Origin of the sequence: Staphylococcus cohnii species complex 1663, from assembly GCF_041008415.1 — a bacterium.
Classification (GTDB): Bacteria; Bacillota; Bacilli; order Staphylococcales; family Staphylococcaceae; genus Staphylococcus; species Staphylococcus ureilyticus.
Window position 1 is genome coordinate 220347 of the sequence record NZ_JBFDVL010000002.1, and the last position, 17961, is coordinate 238307.

Genomic DNA, 17961 nt, shown 5'->3' on the forward strand with positions numbered 1-17961 from the left:
TTTTATATTTTTTTTATTAAATTTTCTACCATTGTACTAGAAGACTTTGCTGCTTTTGTTAAAAATTCATCAAATGTGATACCTGCGTCGCCATCAGCTAAATCTGAAATTGCGCGCGTGATAATAAATGGTAAATTAAATTGATAGCAAGTCTGAGCAATTGCAGTTGCTTCCATTTCTGCAGCCATCGCTTGAGGGAAATTTGTTTTAATTTTCATTCGTTGGTCTTTTGTTCCAATAAAACTATCGCCGCTTACAATCAAGCCTGTCTTTGCAGTTAACTGTTGATTAGTAATTACTTGTGTCGCTTTATCAATCAATGATTTATCTGCTACGAATTGCGCTGGCATTTGTGGAATTTGTCCTAATTGATAACCAAATGCTCTAGCATCAGCATCATGATAAGCAACCATATCACTTATCACGATATCTCCTACGTTTAATGATTTATCCAATGCTCCTGCAGAACCAGTATTTATAATTAAATCAGGTTTGAACTTTTCAATTAATAATGCTGTTGAAATTGCAACATTCACTTTACCAATACCACTTTGAGTTAATACGATTGCTTTATCATTTATATACCCTTTATAAAAATATACATGTGCAATATTAATCTCTTCAAAGTCAACAAGTTTATCTTTTAAGATTGCTACTTCTTCTTCCATAGCTCCTATAATACCGATCATCGTTTTTCACCTCAATTTAAAATCCTAACCTTAGTTATTCTACCACATTTAAACCAATAGCTCGACGATTGAACGATATTTATATCAATTTATTATTTCATTCTTTTCCATAAGAAACATAAGAATAATTTCTCTGCTTTAAATTGAATTAATCTGTAAATTTGTTGTTTAATATTTCAAACTATTCGAGGCTATTTATAGAAAACATCATCATAAAAAATACCATTCCCTAAGTCCTTGTTTTGCATTAAGAACTAGAGAATGGTTTATTTGTCACTATAATTGTTTTGTTAACTACCCATTAATTCTGTCAATCCTTGTAGTGAATAAACACCTGTAACAACTGTAACGATCACAGCAATTGCTCCAAAGACTAACATCCATGTTGGATGATGATAATCTCCGACGATTGATTTTCGTTTACTAGCAATTAGTATTGTCGTTAATATAATTGGTAAGATAAGTCCATTTAAAGCACCTGCAACGATTAATAATGTAACTGGTTTTCCTAAAAATAGAAAAACAAAAGTTGAAATGACTATAAATGAAATTACAATAATGTTTGTTTTATTATAGATAGATTTATGCAATGTTTTTAAGAAAGTTGCACTTGTGTATGCTGAACCAATAACTGAAGACATTGCTGCAGCAAATAAAACGACACCAAAAATATTTCGACCGACTGGTCCTAATACATGTTCAAATACAGAAGCTGGTGGGTTAGTATCATTTAAAGTTACACCTGTAACGACCACACCGAGTACCGCTAAGAATAATAAGGTTCTAAGTACACCCGTTGTTAATATTCCTGAAATTGCCGCCTTATTGACAAATGGCAAATAGTGTTTACCTTTGATACCTGAATCTAATATTCTATGTGCACCAGCAAAAGTGATATAACCACCAACTGTTCCTCCTACTAATGTGATAATCGGTAAGACAAGCGCTAATGGTTGCTCTGGCATCACGAGATGTTTAGCTGCGTCTGCATATGGTGGGTTTGCCTTAAACATTACAAATGCAACAACTACAATCATTAAAACGCCTAAAAACATCGTGACAACATCCATAATTTTTTGACCACTTTTACTTACAAAAATAAGTATTGATAATACAGCTGTAATAGCTGCACCAATCTTTACATCTAAGCCAAAAATTGCATTTAATCCTAATCCAGCACCAGCAATATTACCGATATTAAATGCAAGTCCTCCTATTGCAATTAATATCGATATAAAAGTACCCAATCCTTTAAAGATTTCATTAGCTACTTCTTGTCCACGTTTACCTGTAACTACCAACACTCTCCAAATATTAATTTGCGCCCCTATATCAATCAATATTGATAATAAAATTGCAAAAGCAAAACTTGAAGTAAACTGAGCAGTAAATACTGCTGTCTGAGTTAGAAACGCGGGTCCAATTGCAGATGTAGCCATTAAGAATACAGAACCTAATAATAATCTTTTATGATTTTTTGTAAATTCAAAATCCTTTGATTCTGTTTTTAATTTTTCTCCCATGTGTTAGCCTCCCAGCTTAGATATAGAAACGCCTTCTTTCGATAATCTGTCTCTTATTTTTGTAACAAATTCTAGTGCGTGTTCACCATCTCCATGAACACAAATTGTATCTGCTTGAATATCAATTTCCTTGTTATTTTTCGTAACGACTTTTTGTGACTTAACCATTTTGACAACTTGTTCAATAGCTTCTTCAGTGTCAGTGATCAATGCATCACTTTCTTTACGACTAACTAATTGACCATCATCTTCATAGCGTCTATCTGCAAACACTTCGGCAGCAGTAGTTAAACCAACAGCTTGCGTCTCTGTAACAAGTAGTGTATTTGATAATCCAACATAAATTAATGATTTATCAAAATCATATACAGCTTGTGCAATCGCATGAGCAATTGCTTTATCACGCGCCCCCATTTGATAAAGTGCTCCATGTGGTTTCACGTGATTTATTTTAACTTGGTGAACATTACAGAATCCGCTTAATGCACCGAGCTGGTAAATGACGATATCATAAATTTCTTTGGGTGACAAGTCCATATTTCTACGTCCAAATCCTTGTAAATCTGGGAGGCCAGGATGAGCACCTATACCAACACCATTTGCTTTAGCTAATTCCACCGTTTGATTCATGACATGTTGGTCACCAGCATGAAAACCACATGCAATATTAGCTGAAGTAATTAGCGGAATAATTTGATTGTCTCCACCGAATGAATAATTTCCAAAAGCTTCGCCTAAATCACAGTTTAAATCAACTTTCATCATGATTCCTCCTTAATTATTTGATGTCTATCTAAGAATTTAATATCTACATCTTTTGCATCACCATTAGCATATTGCGGATACGATAAAACAGCATATAAGAAATCAGCTGTCGTAGTAAAGCCATCGATTACCATTTCATCCAATGTTACTTTTAATTTTTTTATTGCTGAATCTCTATTTGGTGCTTTTACAATCACTTTAGCTACAAGTGAATCGTAATTTGGCGATACCGTATAGCCATGATAAAGTAAACTGTCGATACGGACGTTAAAGCCTTGAGGCAAATGTAATGCTTTTACTTTACCTGGTGAAGGCTGAAATCCTTTCTGAGGATTTTCTGCGTTGATTCTTGCTTCAATGACATGACCATCAAATATCACTTCGTCTTGATTGAACGGTAATGTACCGTGTTTCATTAAATAGAGCTGTGCGTGTAGTAAATCACGATTTGATCTCATTTCAGTTACTGTATGTTCTACTTGGATACGCGCATTCATCTCTATGAAGTAATAAGCATCTTCTGTCACTAAATATTCGATAGTACCTGCACTTCTATAACCAGATGCTCTTGCTACTTTCACAGCATCATTACACATAGATGTTCTCATATGTTCAGATAATGCAGCACAAGGCGATTCTTCAATTAATTTTTGATTTTTTCTCTGAACTGAGCAATCACGTTCACCTAAGTGTATGTAATTTTCTTTACCGTCTCCTAACACCTGAACTTCCACATGTTTAGCTACTGGGATAAACGCTTCCACATATACGCGATCATCATTAAAATATTTTTGCCCCTCACTTTTGGCTTCTTTAAATGACTTTTCTAAAGATTCTTCTTTTTTGACAATCCTTATCCCTTTGCCGCCACCACCACTGGCAGCTTTTAATACAAGTGGATAACCAATATCTTGCGCAATTTCCTTAACTTCTTCGATTGACTCTACAGCAGAAGTAGATCCTGGTATGATAGGCACATTAGCTTGGTCTACTGTTTGTCGTGCTGTTATTTTATCACCCATCATCTCCATAGTTTGATCAGTTGGCCCTATAAAATAAATACCGTTTTCTTCAACATTTTTAGCGAATGAAGTACTTTCTGATAAAAAACCATATCCTGGGTGAATTGCATTTGCACCACTAATTTTTGCTGCACTAATAATTCTATCTTGGTTTAAATAGCTATCTAATGCATTGGCTTCACCAATACATATCGCTTGATCAGCTAAGCTGACATGTAGGCTAGACTCATCCCCTAAAGCATAGATAGCTACAGTTTCAATATCCATTTCTCTACAAGCGCGGATGATTCTTACAGCAATTTCTCCTCTATTTGCAATTAAACAACGATACAACTCAAATACCCCCTTTATACTTATTTCACAGTTATAATCGTTTGATCATACTCAACATTTGCGCCGTGATTGACATGTATTGTGTCGACTACACCACTCACATCACTTTTTACTTCATTCATGACTTTCATCGCTTCTATATAACCAATGGTATCTCCTTTTTTAATTTCATCACCTTCATGAATAAGGGGATTTGTTAATTCCTTCTCGTCTTGTAAATAAAATGTTCCAACCATTGGTGATTTGACAACTTGATCGGATTGTTCTTCATTTGATGCACTTTGTTCATTTAAACTTGATTCATTATTTGAAACTAATTGTTGTTGCGCAGTTGATGCAGATGTATTATCGGTAAAATCTATAGTGATTTCATTTTCATAATCTTTATAATTAAATTTTTTAACCCCGTTATCTTTTACCATCTTTATTAATTGTTCTACTTTTTCAAAATTCATTATAATTCCCCTTTCAATAAATGATTAATACGAGCAGATGTATTTCTCAATTGTGAAATATCAAAAATTGGTTGCTCTTTAATATTATTGATTGTATTTTTAAACGCTTCTTCTTGTTGCTCTAATTTTTTAACTGCTTCTTCGATTGTCGTCCATTCAAAACGAATCGTATCATTAGGTTGCATTTGAGCTAATTTATGTAAATCAGATGCGCAAACAGTTGCTATTTTTGTATAACCGCCTACTGTTTGTTTATCATTTAATAAAATGATCGGATTGCCATCATTTGGCACTTGTATACTGCCTAAGGCAACAGGCTCTGATATTATGTCAGCCGATGTGTTTGGTGAAATCGCTTCACCTTGTAACCGATATCCCATACGGTCTGACTTTTCTGATATTTTAAATTCATTAGCTACTAGTTTTTGTTGTGCCTCTTCGCTAAAGCTATCAAATTGAGGCCCTTTGATGATTTGAATAGGTTTTTCTTCAAATTCACCAACATCTTTTGGTACACTCAATCCAAGATTTTGTGCATATGGATAATCGTTTTCGCACTCAATTACATCACCAGATTTTAATGCGCGCCCTTTAAAACCACCAATTTGACTTCGTGTGTGTGTAGAATAACTATTTGCTACTTTATGAATTGTCAAAGGTTTACCAAATAATAAGTACCCTCTAGCCCCTTTAGTGACCTGTCCAACTTTCAAAACGTCACCTTTTTTTACTGCTATTACAGTAGATTCATCAATAATTGCTTCGTTAACAGTTGCTTTGAACTCAGCACCTATTAATACAAAAGCATTGTCTTCTAAGAATTCAATTGTTGGGCCAATTATTGTACATTCAATTGCTGGCCCTTCATTGCCAATGAGTGCTTGTCCAGTTCGATAAGCGTACCGATCTAAAACACCTGCAGTAGAAAATCCTTGGTCTTGATAGCCGATTCTTCCTAAATCTTGAATCGTACTAAATAACCCTGGATTAATTATTTTAATACTCATATTGAATTTTCACCCATTTCTTAATATCAAATTCACCTTGCTGTTCTTCTATAATCTGTTCGAACGTTGATTCATCGATAGGATAGAATTTTATATAGTCACCAGATTCATATAAACACATAGGTGTTTTTGAAATATCAAATACAGTAATTGGTGTACGTCCGATGATTTGCCAACCACCTGGAGATTGTTTTGGATATAAACCTGTTTGATTATTCGCAATACCTACAGAACCCGCAGGAATGCTCGTTCTTGGTTCTTCGCGTCTAGGTGTAGCCAGCTCTGGATTTAAACCACCTAAAAACGGAAAGCCTGGCATAAATCCAAGCATATAAATTAAATATCGATTTTCTGTATGTAAATTAATGACGTCCTCTATTGATAATTGATGATGTGTAGCTACTTCTTGAATATCTGGACCATAATCACCACCATAAAGAACTGGTAAACTAATTATTTTTACTTCATTATTATTTTCATCAAAATCCAGTTGATTTAATTGTTCTAGATTCAGCGCTTTAACTACTTCCGCTAAACTTTGTTTTGTAATATCTATATGTAGCATAATTGCCCGATAAGAAGGTATCACTTCAATAATTGCTTTATGTTGTTGATCTTTAATATAATTTTCAACTTTTTGAACTTCCTTAAATGTCGAAGGATTGATTTGTTGTTCAAAGTAAATCATAATTGTCTCTTCATTGATCAATTTATATTCCAACACATTTCCCCCTTTGTATTTTATACATTAAACTATGATTCAAACATTAATATGTGTGCAACATTATAATTGTATCATTAACTGTCAGACTATGTTTAATTAAAAATAGTTATAATTGTCGATAATAAACTACTATTGTTAAATACAAATTAATCCGAAATTATCTCAATATTTCAATTATTGTATCAATGATATAAATTTATCAAATAGTTGAAGATAAGTATATGTTTTTATTTATAAAGTGTAAAATCCCCCTAACATTAAGTGTTAAGGGGATTTTTATATTATTTAATATTTACAATTTTGACATTAATTTCTGCACCATTTGGCAGTGGAACACGAACTTCTTCGTTTAATTTTTTGCCGATTAAACTTTTTGCCATTGGTGATTCATTTGAAATTTTACCATTAAATGCATCAGATTCAGCTGATCCAACAATTTGGTATTCCTCTTCGTCTTCACCAGGTAATTCTACAAAAGTTACAGTTTTACCAATTTGTACTTGGTTGTTATCACCAGTATCTTCGATTATTAGGGCATTACGTAGCATATGCTCAATTCTTTGTATATCTTGTTCGATAAATCCTTGTTCATCTTTCGCAGCATCATACTCAGAGTTCTCAGATAAGTCTCCGAATGAACGTGCTACTTTTATTTTTTCTACGACTTCTGGTCTCTTAACCGTTTTTAACTCTTCAAGTTCATTTTCTAGTTTTTCGAAACCTTCTTGCGTCATAGGATATTGTTTTTGGTTTTCCATATTGTCATCTTCCTTTACTATAATACTATTGTTTACTTACTAAAGTCTGAATTTTCGTCGTCATTATATCGATCGCAACTTTATTACTTCCACCTTCTGGAATGATAATATCTGCATATCTTTTTGTGGGTTCTATAAATTGATTATGCATTGGTCGAACTACATTTAGATATTGACTTATTACAGAATCCATTGTTCGTCCTCTTTCTTCTGTATCACGAAGTAAGCGACGTAAAATTCGTAAATCTGCATCTGTATCAACATAAATCTTGACATCCATTAAATCTCTTAACGTTTTATTTTCAAGCGCAAATATGCCTTCTACGATAATAACATCTTTTGGTTTAAATGCAATCGTTTCTTCACTTCTAGTATGATTTGTATAATCATATGTTGGTACTTCGATTTGTTTGCCATTTCTCAAATCGTTTAAATTTTCTATTAATAAGTCATTATCAAAAGCAAAAGGATGATCATAATTGGTCTCTAAACGTTCTTCGAAACTTAAATGCGATTGGTCCTTATAATAATAGTCTTGTGCCAATAATGCAACACTATGGCCTTCTAAATTTTTCATAATTTCATTTGTCACTGAGGTTTTGCCCGAACCCGAACCACCAGCGATTCCAATAATAGTCGTACGTTTCATTATCCAATTTCCTTTCTCATCATGTTGTTGGTATAAATTGGATGATCAACTTTAATTTGCACGATTTGCAATGGATGTCGTGCAGCATCAAGTTGGTTACCTTCTTCATCATAGATAGTGTCAACAACTTGTCTAAATGTATCGATTTCAGGACCAAAAAACTCTATTTCGTCTCCAGGTTCAAATTTGTTCCGCTGTTGAATCGTAGCAAGCTTAGTTGTTTCATCATAAGCCAGAACCAATCCACAAAAATCATAAGCTGAGTTCTTTTTATTTTGTTGCCCAAACATTTGTTCCTCATATCCAGGTGTGCCTTCAATAAATGCAGAAGCAGTATCTCTATTAGCACATTTTTCCAGCTCAGTTAACCATTCTGGCTTAATTTTAAAGTTATCAGGATCTTCTGCATAAGCATCGATGACTTTGCGATATACAGACACTACAGTTGCAATATAGTGTATTGATTTCATGCGTCCTTCAACTTTAAGTGAATCCACACCAATATCCATCATTTTAGGGATTGATTCAATAAGTTTCAAATCTTTTGGACTCATTGCAAATGGAGTCACTGCATTTTCGTCATAATATAAATCTAATTCACCATCTTCATCAACTTCCAAAAGATCATAATCCCATCTACAACTTTGACAACAACCGCCTCTGTTAGAGTCTCGAGCAGTCATGTGATTACTTAATGTACATCTACCAGAATACGCAATACACATCGCACCATGTATAAATGATTCAATTTCAATATCTACTTTGTCTTTCATTTCCTTCATTTCCATAGCACCAGTTTCACGTGCTAATACTACACGATCTAGACCTTCATTTTTCCAAAATTCTACAGCTTTATAATTCGAAAGAGATTGTTGTGTTGATAAATGAATTTCTAAGTTCGGCGCTACACGCTTGCAGGTTTCAATAATAAGTGGATCTGCAACAATAATACCAGTGGCGCCTGCTGACTCAATATTTTTTAAATACTCGTCCAATCCTTCAATATTTTCATCATGAGCAATAATATTCGTCGTAACGTAAATTTTCGCCCCATATTGCTGAGCGAATGTCACACCTTCGTTTATTTCTTCCAACGTAAAATTATCTGCATTCGATCTTAAACCATATGCTTGTCCACCTAAAAATACAGCATCAGCACCATAATGTACTGCTATTTTGAGTTTTTCTAAATTACCTGCTGGTGCAAGTAGTTCAGGTTTTTTAATCTTATTATTAGTACGATTTTCAACTTTTTCTAATAATTCCATTACTTAAACCTCCTTTAATAGACTGTTTGTTTATACAAGAATCCTTCATCAAACGGACGGTGCTCAGGCTGAATGGCCTCAATCGGATCTACAAGCATAAATTTTTCATCATCATAGGTTTCAGGATCTTCTTTGAACAAATCAATCGCTTCTCTATATTGCTCTGTACATACATTGATATATTCTTCAGTTTGTAATACACCATCGATCTTGAATGCATCAATATTGGCTACTAAAAGCTGATCTAACTCTTCAATCAAACAAATATCATTAGGTGACATTATATGCGTTCCATTATAATCTTCAAAAACAGGATATTTGTTATCCCGTTCTTCATCATATAAAAGCAACTCATTCGCTTCTTTATTTCGTTGAATTTTCATTTGTCTTTCTTGGAAAGTAAAATAGTTACCTAATAACATACGTTTTGATTGAAACATGCAAGTCATACCATGTACTTGTACTTCAATCTCTACATCTGCATTTTGTTTTATATTTAATATTTCATCTAAACTTAATTCTCTAGCTAATTGCGCACGTTGTGCACCTTTTTTCCCCCAATAGTTACACTGGAAATAATTTGTGACTAGTGCTTCGGCATCCCAATTTAATGGAATCGGATTTGGTTGTTCATTCACATACATAACTACTGCTGGATCGCCAAATATGATGCGGTCAACGCTTACTTCGTGTAAAAAATCTATATATGATTTTAGTGCATTTAAATGATAATTGTGAAAAATACCATTTACTGCTACGTAGGCTTTTTTACCATGATTATGTATTAATTCCACTGCTTCTATCAATGCTTCTCTTTTAAATTCTCCTGCTAATCTTAAGCCGAATCTTTGCTCACCAATTACAAAAGCATCTGCACCTTTTTCAATTAGTGTCTCAATATGTTTAACAGATTTTGGTGTTACTAATAATTCTGTCATTTTGATTCTCCTTTAATCGAAATAGCTAGACCATCATCCATATTAAGGAAATTAGTTGTGAAATGAGGTTGAGCCATAAGCCATTCATTATATTCTTGTACTTTTTTTACCATTTGTCTAACATTTCTACTTCTCACTTCGGAAATATCAGAAACAAAACCATGATACAAAACGTTATCTGTAACTATTATCCCACCTTCATTCAATAAAGGGGCGTACAAAGAAAAAAACTTTTTTGATTGTGCCTTTGCAGCATCAATAAATATCATATCAAAAGATTCATGTTTGATATTTTCTAAAGCTTCTAACGCATCCTTTTCAATTAACTCAATTTGAGTTTCAAATCCAAATTTCGCAAAATTTTCTTTGGCTTTTAATTGCATATCATCATCACGCTCGATGGTAACCACTTTTATTTCATCAGAAACAGAAGCAAATTGCATACTGCTATAACCAATCGCTGTACCTATTTCTAAAATGCGCTTGGGTTTATGTATTCTGATCAGTTGTTTAATCATATCTAATGTTAGTCTATCAACGATTGGAACATGGTGTTCCAACGCATACGGTCTAAGTTGTTCAATAGCAATATCATTCTCTTTGTGCAATTCTAATAAATATGATTGATTATTTTCCATTTTAAAACTTCCTTCAATGTAGATATTTCAAAGCATTTTTGACAAATAAAATAAATCAGCCAATAATCGTGACTGATTGTATTATGGTTAATAATGACGTCTATAAGTTGTTATTTTCGAACTACTTTATATAATTCTTTGAAAATATCTCATAAATTTAAAATTTAACTTTATATATTTTACCACAAACCCATATATTTTATAAGTGTAAATTGTGATAATTAACTAGTTAATATAACTGTAGCTGATTGAGTACTTTTATTCTTAAATATAAAAATTGGGACTTAAAAGTCTCAGTTACGATAAGCTACATTTGTGTGTATTTTTGAAAAATTTCTTTTTGATTTGATATTAAAAATGTTCAAAATAAACGATACTTTTTTTAAAACAACAGAATCTAAAAATAGTTTGACATTATTAAATCGATATTTTTCTTCGACTTATTCGAATATGAAAACTAAACTGGCATCTGTAATAAAATAAAAGCCGGTAGAGACGGAGTAAATTAGCGCCAGTAGAATTCAAACAAAAAAAGACTGTCAACAAAGCTGGAAACTTTGTTGACAGTCTGAGTTGAGACTTTTAAGTCTCGGCTTGATAATTTGAAATAAGCACTTTGTATCTCATATTTTATCCCTTAACGATTGTACAAGATTTGACTAACAAGCTTTGTCACCAAAGAAAAACATAAACATTATTAAATCAATGTGTCGTCCACGTTCACGTTTTAATTAGTGGTGCAAATTATTTGAGTTGTTCAGATTAGAGGTTATTCATGGTTATGATCATGATCGTCCATTTCAGTGTTAACGACTTCTTCAATCATATCCCATTCTTCATCTGTTTCAACCGGTAAGAATTTTCCGCCTTCACCATCTTCATCAGGCTCATTAATCATTGGTACTAATTCGATTAAATCATCATCATCTGATTCTGCACCTTCTTCAGCAAGAATCACATATTCTTTTTTAAATTCAGGATGGAAAAATTCTAATACTTTACGGTAAAGTACTTCGTTTCCATCTTCATCATATAAAGTTAATAGTTCCTCTTGATTATTAATTTCTAATTCAGATTCATGGTTGTGTTCAGTCATTATAAAACGCTCCTTTTTATTGTATAGAATCTAAATAGCCTTGTAATATAAATACTGCAGCCATTTTATCTATTACTTTTTTTCGTTTTTGTCTAGAAACATCTGCTTCAAGTAAAGAACGTTCTGCAGCCATGGTACTTAAACGCTCATCCCACATGATTATCTCTACAGATGGCAATGCTTCTTGAAGTTGCTCCTTGTATTGTAACGAAGCTTCGCCTCGAAATCCAATAGAATTATTCATATTCTTTGGCAAACCAATGACAACAGTACCAACTTTTTCTTTCTCTATGATTGTTACTAGTCTGTCTATACCTAGTTCATTCTTATCTTCGTTTATATGGAGTGTATCTAATCCCTGGGCTGTCCAACCCATGAGATCGCTTATAGCAATGCCAACAGTTTTACTTCCTACATCTAAACCTAAAATTTTATGTTTTAGCATTAATTACTTTGAATTCTCTTGTAAATAATTTGAAACTAATTCTTCCATGATATCGTCACGATCAATACGACGAATTTGGTTTCTAGCTTCATTATTACGTGGAATATACGCAGGATCTCCTGATAATAAGTAACCAACGATTTGATTAACAGGATTATAGCCACGTTCTTTCAATGTGTTATAGACATTTTGAAGTACTGTTTTGACATCTTCTTTTGGAATTTCATCATAATTAAATTTCATTGTTTTATCAAAGTTTTCCATTTTGTAACACTCCTTCATATCGAGTAAAAAGTACTTATTGTTAATTCTACATGACAATAGTTAGAACTTATAGAGATTTAATGTAATCTTTAATGAAACGTAATGATTCTGTTATGTTTTCAGGTTGAGTGCCTCCACCTTGAGCCATGTCTGGACGGCCACCACCTTTACCACCTACAATAGGTGCCATGTTTTTAATAATATCACCAGCTTTTACACTGTCTGTTAAAGCTTTTGGCACTGTTGCTACTAATGACACTTTACCATCTATATTACTAATTAAAATTATAATAGCATCTTGCAATTTAGATTTAAAGTCATCCATTGTCTCACGAATCGCTTTTGCATTTGCGACTTCAACCTCAGTTGCAAGGACTTTAAATCCATTAATTTGTTCCACTTGATTTGTAATATCACCCATTTTTAGTGTAGTGATTTCTTTATTTTTTTGCTCAAGTTGTTTAGTTAATTCTTTTTCATCCGCTTGCATTTGGATGACTTTATCCAAAACTTGATCATCTGATTTCACTTTAATTTGTGCTTTCACTGCATTAAATTGTTCTTGAATTGTTTCTAAATATAGGAATGCTGATTTTCCGGTAAATGCTTCTATACGTCTCACACCAGCACCAGTACCTGATTCACTTACTATTTTAAACAAACCTATTTCAGAAGTATTATTAACATGGATACCTCCACATAATTCAATAGAGAAAGGAGACATATTCACTACTCGAACAACCTCACCATACTTTTCACCAAACAATGCCATCGCGCCTAACTTTTTAGCTTCAGCAATAGGCATTTCTTGAATATCCACATCTATACTATTCCAAATTTCTTCATTAACTCTTCGTTCAACTTGATCAATTTCTGCTTGATTTAAAGGTCCAAAGTGCGTGAAATCAAATCTTAACCTCTCTGCTTCAACAAGTGAGCCTGCTTGATTGACATGGTCTCCAAGCACTTCTTTTAATGCTGCATGTAATAAATGTGTAGCGCTGTGATTCTTTTTAATATCTCTACGTTCAATGTGGTTTACACTAGCAAACACTTCGTCATTCTTTTTAACAGTGCCAAATTGAATTTCACCTTTGTGTAAGTTTTGTCCATTGGGCGCTTTGGTAACTTCAGTAACATTGATTTCGAACTGTTCATTACTTATAGTACCTTCGTCTGCAACTTGTCCACCACTTACTGCATAAAATGGTGTTTCTTTTAAAATAAAGTAAATAGTTTCTCCTGATTCAGCTTCATTTACTAATTCACCATTATATATGATGTCCGTAATAATCGTTTTTTGGTCCATGACATCATAACCTACAAATTGACTATCTGTTGTTATTTTTTTTAATATGTCACTTTGTACTTGCATAGATTGTGAGTTTTGACGTGCTTGTCTAGCTCTGTCACGTTGTTTTTGCATTTCTTCTTCAAAAGTATTCATATCAACGGTAAGATTTTCTTGAGTTGCAATTTCTTCAGTAAGTTCAACTGGAAAGCCATATGTGTCATATAATTTAAATGCATCTTTACCACTAATTTCATTTGTCGTCGACTTTGCTTTTGTAATTAAATTATTTAATATCGCTAGGCCTTCTTCTAATGTTTCATGGAAACGTTCTTCTTCAGATTTAATCACACGTTTGATGAAATCTGATTTTTCTTTAACGTTTGGATAGTATGGTTCCATTATACCTGCAACAATATCAACTAATTTATACATAAACGGCTCATTAATGTCTAAGGATTGGCTAAATCTTACAGCACGACGTAAAAGTCTGCGTAGCACATAACCTCTTCCTTCATTTGCAGGTAACGCGCCATCAGCAATTGCAAATGAAATTGTGCGAATATGGTCAGCGATAACTTTAAATGCGACATCATAAGAATCTGTTTCAAGATATTTTTTACCCGAAACATTTTCAACTTCATTAATGATAGGCATGAACAAATCCGTTTCGTAGTTTGTACGAACATTTTGTGCGATAGATGCCATTCTTTCGAGACCCATTCCAGTATCAATATTTTTATTTGGTAATGGTGTGTACGTATGGTCTTTATTATGATTAAATTCACTAAATACTAAATTCCAAACTTCTAAAAATCTTTCATTTTCACCGCCTGGATACATTTCTTCTGCAGGATCATCTTGTCCAAATTGATCCCCTCGATCATAGAATATCTCTGTATTAGGGCCTGATGGTCCCTCACCGATATCCCAGAAATTACCTTCTATACGAATAATCCTACTCTCTTCTAAGCCTATGTCTTCATTCCATATTTTATAAGCTTCTGTATCCTCAGGATGTATGGTTACATACAATCGTTTTGGATCCATAGCCATCCATTTTTCATTCGTTAAAAATGTCCACGCAAATTCAATGGCTTCTTTTTTGAAATAATCACCAATTGAAAAGTTACCTAACATTTCAAAAAAAGTATGATGTCTAGCTGTAAAGCCAACATTCTCAATATCATTTGTTCTTATGGCTTTTTGAGAATTGACAATACGAGGCTTTTTCGGTGTTTCTCTGCCATCAAAATATTTTTTCAATGTCGCAACACCAGAGTTAATCCATAGTAAAGAATCATCATCTATAGGTACTAAAGGTGCAGAAGGTTCAACCATATGTCCTTGCTCAACAAAGTAATCAATAAAATTCTGTCTAATTTCACTTGCTTTTAAGTTTTTCATACTTAAAATTCCTCCATCTCAACTCAAGTTATATCAGTTATTTGATAAAAATGAAAATAAAAAACGTCCATCCTATCAAAAGGGACGAACGTTTCGCGGTACCACCCTAGTTATAAGCATTAATCATAATTAATAATTCCGCTTATCACTTAAAATAAGTATATTTATTATTTAACATAAAGTAGCTTTCAACTATGCTATCTGTACTTTTCACCAGCCAGTACATCTCTTGTCGACTACCATAATTTACTCATCTTTATGCACAATCAATTATATTGTATTTACTTTAACCTACGTTGTCAATGTTCAACAAAATCATATGGCGAAATATCTCCCATATTAATCATAGGATTAATTTTATATATATTTTTTTCTGTTAAAATAGTCGTGCCATCAAACGTATCTTCAACTGCAACCTCATCTTTACGATCATCATTATTAAAATACGTTTTTAAGAATGAACAGAGCTGAGTCATTCTCACTTGACCATGTGTATTTAAACCGATTTCAAAAGCTTGTGGATCACCCAGAAATACTAGTGATTGCTTAGCTCTTGTTAATCCTGTATATAATATAGGTTTTTGTAACATTCTAAAATATTGCTTAACCATAGGCATAATTACAATTGGAAATTCAGAACCTTGCGATTTGTGAATAGACGTACAATATGCATGTGTTAATTCTAACAAATCTTGTCTTACAAAAGTAATTTCATTTCCGTCAAAATCAACGACCAATACATCTTTATTTAAGGCATTTTCTTTTGCCCAAAATATGCCAACAATCACACCAATATCGCCATTAAATATATTATCACTCGGCCTATTTACTAGCTGTAGCACCTTATCCCCTTTTCTAAAGACAACATCACCGAATTCAATTTCACGCGTATCCTTTTCTTTAGGGTTTAAGATTGTTTGCAATACAGCATTTAATTTTTTTATACCTGCAGAACCTTTATACATAGGGGCTAATACTTGTATATCACTCATATCATAACCTTTTTTAACAGCACCTGAAACAACCTTTTCAACAACTGAAGGTATTTGTTCAGTTGAACAATTAATAAAGTTACGATCATGAAATCTTTGTGTGATATCAATCGGTTCTCCCAATTTCATTCTATGCGCCAATTCTATGATACTAGACCCATCTTGTTGTCGGTAAACTTCAGTCAGATTCACTCTAGGTATAACTTTAGAATCAATGAGATCTTTAAACACTTGTCCTGGGCCTACGGAAGGCAACTGATCTTCATCACCTACTAATATCACTTGGGCATCAATAGGTACCGCGCTAAGAAATTGATGAATCAGCCAGGTGTCGACCATTGACATTTCATCAATAATGATTAGTTTAGCTGAAATCTCATTATCTAAAATATCTTCTGGCTGTGTGTCTTGATTCCAACCTATCAATCGATGTATAGTCATAGCTTCCAACCCTGTAGATTCAGCCAATCGTTTTGAAGCTCTACCTGTAGGTGCTGCTAATACAACTGGATAATCATCGTTTTGATAATCATCATAATCTAAAGATAAACCATGTATTTCTGCATATAATTCGACAATACCTTTAATCACAGTAGTTTTTCCTGTTCCTGGCCCGCCAGTTAGCAGCATAACTTTACTATTGATTGCAGTCTGTAGCGCATCTCTTTGGGAATTAGCATAAGTGACTTGATTGCGTTGTTCGATTTCACCAATTTCTAATAATAATTCAGACTGCTCAATTTCTTTTAATTTATTCGTATAGGTGTAATTACGATATAAGTTTTGAACACTTTTAAGTTCCGAATAGTATAAACTAGGAATTGCTAATTCGTGTTCCTGTTTTACTAATTTGGTATCTTCAACTAAGATTTGAATCATATTTTCTAATTGTTGAAGTTCAATCACTTCATTTGGTGATTGTGATAACATATCTTGTGTCATTTCTAATACATTTTGTGTTGGTAAGTATGTATGCCCTTGCTTAATACATTCTTCTTCTAATACATATAATAAACCCGCTTTTAAACGCTCATCATCATTAAATTGAATACCCACATTTCGTGCTAAAGTATCCGCTTTGTTAAAACCGATTCCTTTCACGTCGTAAACTAATTGATAGGGTTTATTTTCTACAATATTAAGTGTATCACCTAAATAAACCTGATAGATTGCCATAGCGAGTTTAGGTCCAAATCCTAAATCATGTAATCGAATAATAATTTGTTCTGTTTCTTGATTACTCGCAATTTGTTCAGCAATTTGCTTTTGTTTTTTCCCAGGTAAACTAGGTACTTTTTCTAAAACAGATGGGTCATTTAAAATGTCTGAAATAGCATTTTCTCCAAGTGTATTCACAATATTTTGAGCTGTTTTTTTACCTATTCCTTTAAATAAATCACTAGATAAATAGCTAATAATAGCCTCTTTGGTTTGAGGCAACTCTTTTTCAAACGTTTCAGCTTTTAACTGTTTACCATATTTAGGATGTGAAACGACTTGACCTTTAAAAGTATAAACATCGCCTTCAGCAATTTCTGGAAAGAACCCTACAACTGTAGGCATAGAATCAAAATCTTCATTAGATTCTATCGTATCTACTTTTAAAACAGTATAAAAATTGTCTTTGTTTTGAAACAAGATAGCATCTACAGTACCTTTAATCATTGAATTATTGAATAATGTAGGGTTGTCCATTT

The 17961-nt window shown here is 33.1% G+C and carries 17 protein-coding genes; all 17 read right to left on the minus strand.

Annotated elements, in window-relative coordinates:
* Window positions 1–2 precede the first annotated feature (2 nt).
* A complete protein-coding gene (locus AB1J10_RS03040; RefSeq protein WP_046208121.1) occupies window positions 3–689 on the minus strand; it encodes a 5'-methylthioadenosine/adenosylhomocysteine nucleosidase in 687 nt (228 codons plus the stop codon).
* Between the two features lie 290 nt (window positions 690–979).
* The gene (locus AB1J10_RS03045; protein ID WP_046208120.1) at window positions 980–2212 is read right to left on the minus strand and encodes an NRAMP family divalent metal transporter; all 1233 of its coding nucleotides are present in this window, start codon (window positions 2210–2212) and stop codon (window positions 980–982) included.
* 3 nt (window positions 2213–2215) lie between these two features.
* Window positions 2216–2974, minus strand: coding sequence for a 5-oxoprolinase subunit PxpA (gene pxpA, locus AB1J10_RS03050; protein ID WP_278669533.1), 759 nt, complete (start codon window positions 2972–2974; stop codon window positions 2216–2218).
* Window positions 2974–4332: an acetyl-CoA carboxylase biotin carboxylase subunit gene (locus AB1J10_RS03055; protein ID WP_046208118.1), complete on the minus strand. Its 1359-nt coding sequence runs from the start codon at window positions 4330–4332 to the stop codon at window positions 2974–2976. Before AB1J10_RS03055 ends, pxpA begins: the two co-directional genes overlap by 1 nt.
* 20 nt (window positions 4333–4352) lie before the next feature.
* Window positions 4353–4787: an acetyl-CoA carboxylase biotin carboxyl carrier protein gene (locus AB1J10_RS03060; RefSeq protein WP_046208117.1), complete on the minus strand. Its 435-nt coding sequence runs from the start codon at window positions 4785–4787 to the stop codon at window positions 4353–4355.
* A complete protein-coding gene (locus AB1J10_RS03065; protein WP_369003000.1) occupies window positions 4787–5794 on the minus strand; it encodes a biotin-dependent carboxyltransferase family protein in 1008 nt (335 codons plus the stop codon). The genes AB1J10_RS03060 and AB1J10_RS03065 overlap by 1 nt, the downstream gene beginning before the upstream one ends.
* Window positions 5784–6515 (minus strand): 5-oxoprolinase subunit PxpB, encoded by a 732-nt coding sequence (gene pxpB, locus AB1J10_RS03070; protein WP_064208883.1) that lies wholly within the window; start codon window positions 6513–6515, stop codon window positions 5784–5786. Before pxpB ends, AB1J10_RS03065 begins: the two co-directional genes overlap by 11 nt.
* A 284-nt stretch (window positions 6516–6799) precedes the next feature.
* A complete protein-coding gene (gene greA / locus AB1J10_RS03075; protein ID WP_019469406.1) occupies window positions 6800–7276 on the minus strand; it encodes a transcription elongation factor GreA in 477 nt (158 codons plus the stop codon).
* Window positions 7277–7301: 25 nt separating this feature from the next.
* On the minus strand, window positions 7302–7925 hold the full coding sequence (gene udk, locus AB1J10_RS03080) for a uridine kinase (protein WP_046208114.1): 624 nt from the start codon (window positions 7923–7925) through the stop codon (window positions 7302–7304).
* On the minus strand, window positions 7925–9193 hold the full coding sequence (locus tag AB1J10_RS03085; RefSeq protein ID WP_064208881.1) for a peptidase U32 family protein: 1269 nt from the start codon (window positions 9191–9193) through the stop codon (window positions 7925–7927). Before AB1J10_RS03085 ends, udk begins: the two co-directional genes overlap by 1 nt.
* 14 nt (window positions 9194–9207) lie before the next feature.
* The gene (locus AB1J10_RS03090) at window positions 9208–10131 is read right to left on the minus strand and encodes a peptidase U32 family protein (protein WP_278669796.1); all 924 of its coding nucleotides are present in this window, start codon (window positions 10129–10131) and stop codon (window positions 9208–9210) included.
* Window positions 10128–10769, minus strand: coding sequence for an O-methyltransferase (locus AB1J10_RS03095; protein ID WP_046208111.1), 642 nt, complete (start codon window positions 10767–10769; stop codon window positions 10128–10130). The genes AB1J10_RS03090 and AB1J10_RS03095 overlap by 4 nt, the downstream gene beginning before the upstream one ends.
* 769 nt (window positions 10770–11538) lie before the next feature.
* On the minus strand, window positions 11539–11865 hold the full coding sequence (locus tag AB1J10_RS03100) for a DUF1292 domain-containing protein (RefSeq protein ID WP_046208110.1): 327 nt from the start codon (window positions 11863–11865) through the stop codon (window positions 11539–11541).
* 16 nt (window positions 11866–11881) lie between these two features.
* Complete coding sequence (gene ruvX, locus AB1J10_RS03105) at window positions 11882–12310, minus strand: Holliday junction resolvase RuvX (protein ID WP_019469412.1); 429 nt, start codon at window positions 12308–12310, stop codon at window positions 11882–11884.
* Between the two features lie 3 nt (window positions 12311–12313).
* Window positions 12314–12574: an IreB family regulatory phosphoprotein gene (locus tag AB1J10_RS03110; protein ID WP_046208109.1), complete on the minus strand. Its 261-nt coding sequence runs from the start codon at window positions 12572–12574 to the stop codon at window positions 12314–12316.
* A 67-nt stretch (window positions 12575–12641) separates the two neighbouring features.
* Window positions 12642–15272: an alanine--tRNA ligase gene (gene alaS / locus AB1J10_RS03115; protein ID WP_107365395.1), complete on the minus strand. Its 2631-nt coding sequence runs from the start codon at window positions 15270–15272 to the stop codon at window positions 12642–12644.
* 299 nt (window positions 15273–15571) lie between these two features.
* Window positions 15572–17959 carry an SF1B family DNA helicase RecD2 gene (gene recD2 / locus AB1J10_RS03120; protein WP_107365396.1) on the minus strand — a complete coding sequence of 796 codons (2388 nt, stop codon included), beginning with the start codon at window positions 17957–17959 and terminating at the stop codon, window positions 15572–15574.
* Between the last annotated feature and the right edge of the window lie 2 nt (window positions 17960–17961).

Bases quoted from the DNA above. Each gene is read 5' to 3' on its own strand.
- alaS (WP_107365395.1), bottom strand. From the start codon at position 15,272: ATGAAAAACTTAAAAGCAAGTGAAATTAGACAGAATTTTATTGATTAC.
- AB1J10_RS03110 (WP_046208109.1), bottom strand. From the start codon at position 12,574: ATGGAAAACTTTGATAAAACAATGAAATTTAATTATGATGAAATTCCA.
- AB1J10_RS03045 (WP_046208120.1), bottom strand. From the start codon at position 2,212: ATGGGAGAAAAATTAAAAACAGAATCAAAGGATTTTGAATTTACAAAA.
- ruvX (WP_019469412.1), bottom strand. From the start codon at position 12,310: ATGCTAAAACATAAAATTTTAGGTTTAGATGTAGGAAGTAAAACTGTT.
- AB1J10_RS03060 (WP_046208117.1), bottom strand. From the start codon at position 4,787: ATGAATTTTGAAAAAGTAGAACAATTAATAAAGATGGTAAAAGATAAC.
- AB1J10_RS03040 (WP_046208121.1), bottom strand. From the start codon at position 689: ATGATCGGTATTATAGGAGCTATGGAAGAAGAAGTAGCAATCTTAAAA.
- AB1J10_RS03100 (WP_046208110.1), bottom strand. From the start codon at position 11,865: ATGACTGAACACAACCATGAATCTGAATTAGAAATTAATAATCAAGAG.
- recD2 (WP_107365396.1), bottom strand. From the start codon at position 17,959: ATGGACAACCCTACATTATTCAATAATTCAATGATTAAAGGTACTGTA.
- AB1J10_RS03065 (WP_369003000.1), bottom strand. From the start codon at position 5,794: ATGAGTATTAAAATAATTAATCCAGGGTTATTTAGTACGATTCAAGAT.
- pxpA (WP_278669533.1), bottom strand. From the start codon at position 2,974: ATGAAAGTTGATTTAAACTGTGATTTAGGCGAAGCTTTTGGAAATTAT.
- greA (WP_019469406.1), bottom strand. From the start codon at position 7,276: ATGGAAAACCAAAAACAATATCCTATGACGCAAGAAGGTTTCGAAAAA.
- AB1J10_RS03090 (WP_278669796.1), bottom strand. From the start codon at position 10,131: ATGACAGAATTATTAGTAACACCAAAATCTGTTAAACATATTGAGACA.
- AB1J10_RS03085 (WP_064208881.1), bottom strand. From the start codon at position 9,193: ATGGAATTATTAGAAAAAGTTGAAAATCGTACTAATAATAAGATTAAA.
- AB1J10_RS03095 (WP_046208111.1), bottom strand. From the start codon at position 10,769: ATGGAAAATAATCAATCATATTTATTAGAATTGCACAAAGAGAATGAT.
- udk (WP_046208114.1), bottom strand. From the start codon at position 7,925: ATGAAACGTACGACTATTATTGGAATCGCTGGTGGTTCGGGTTCGGGC.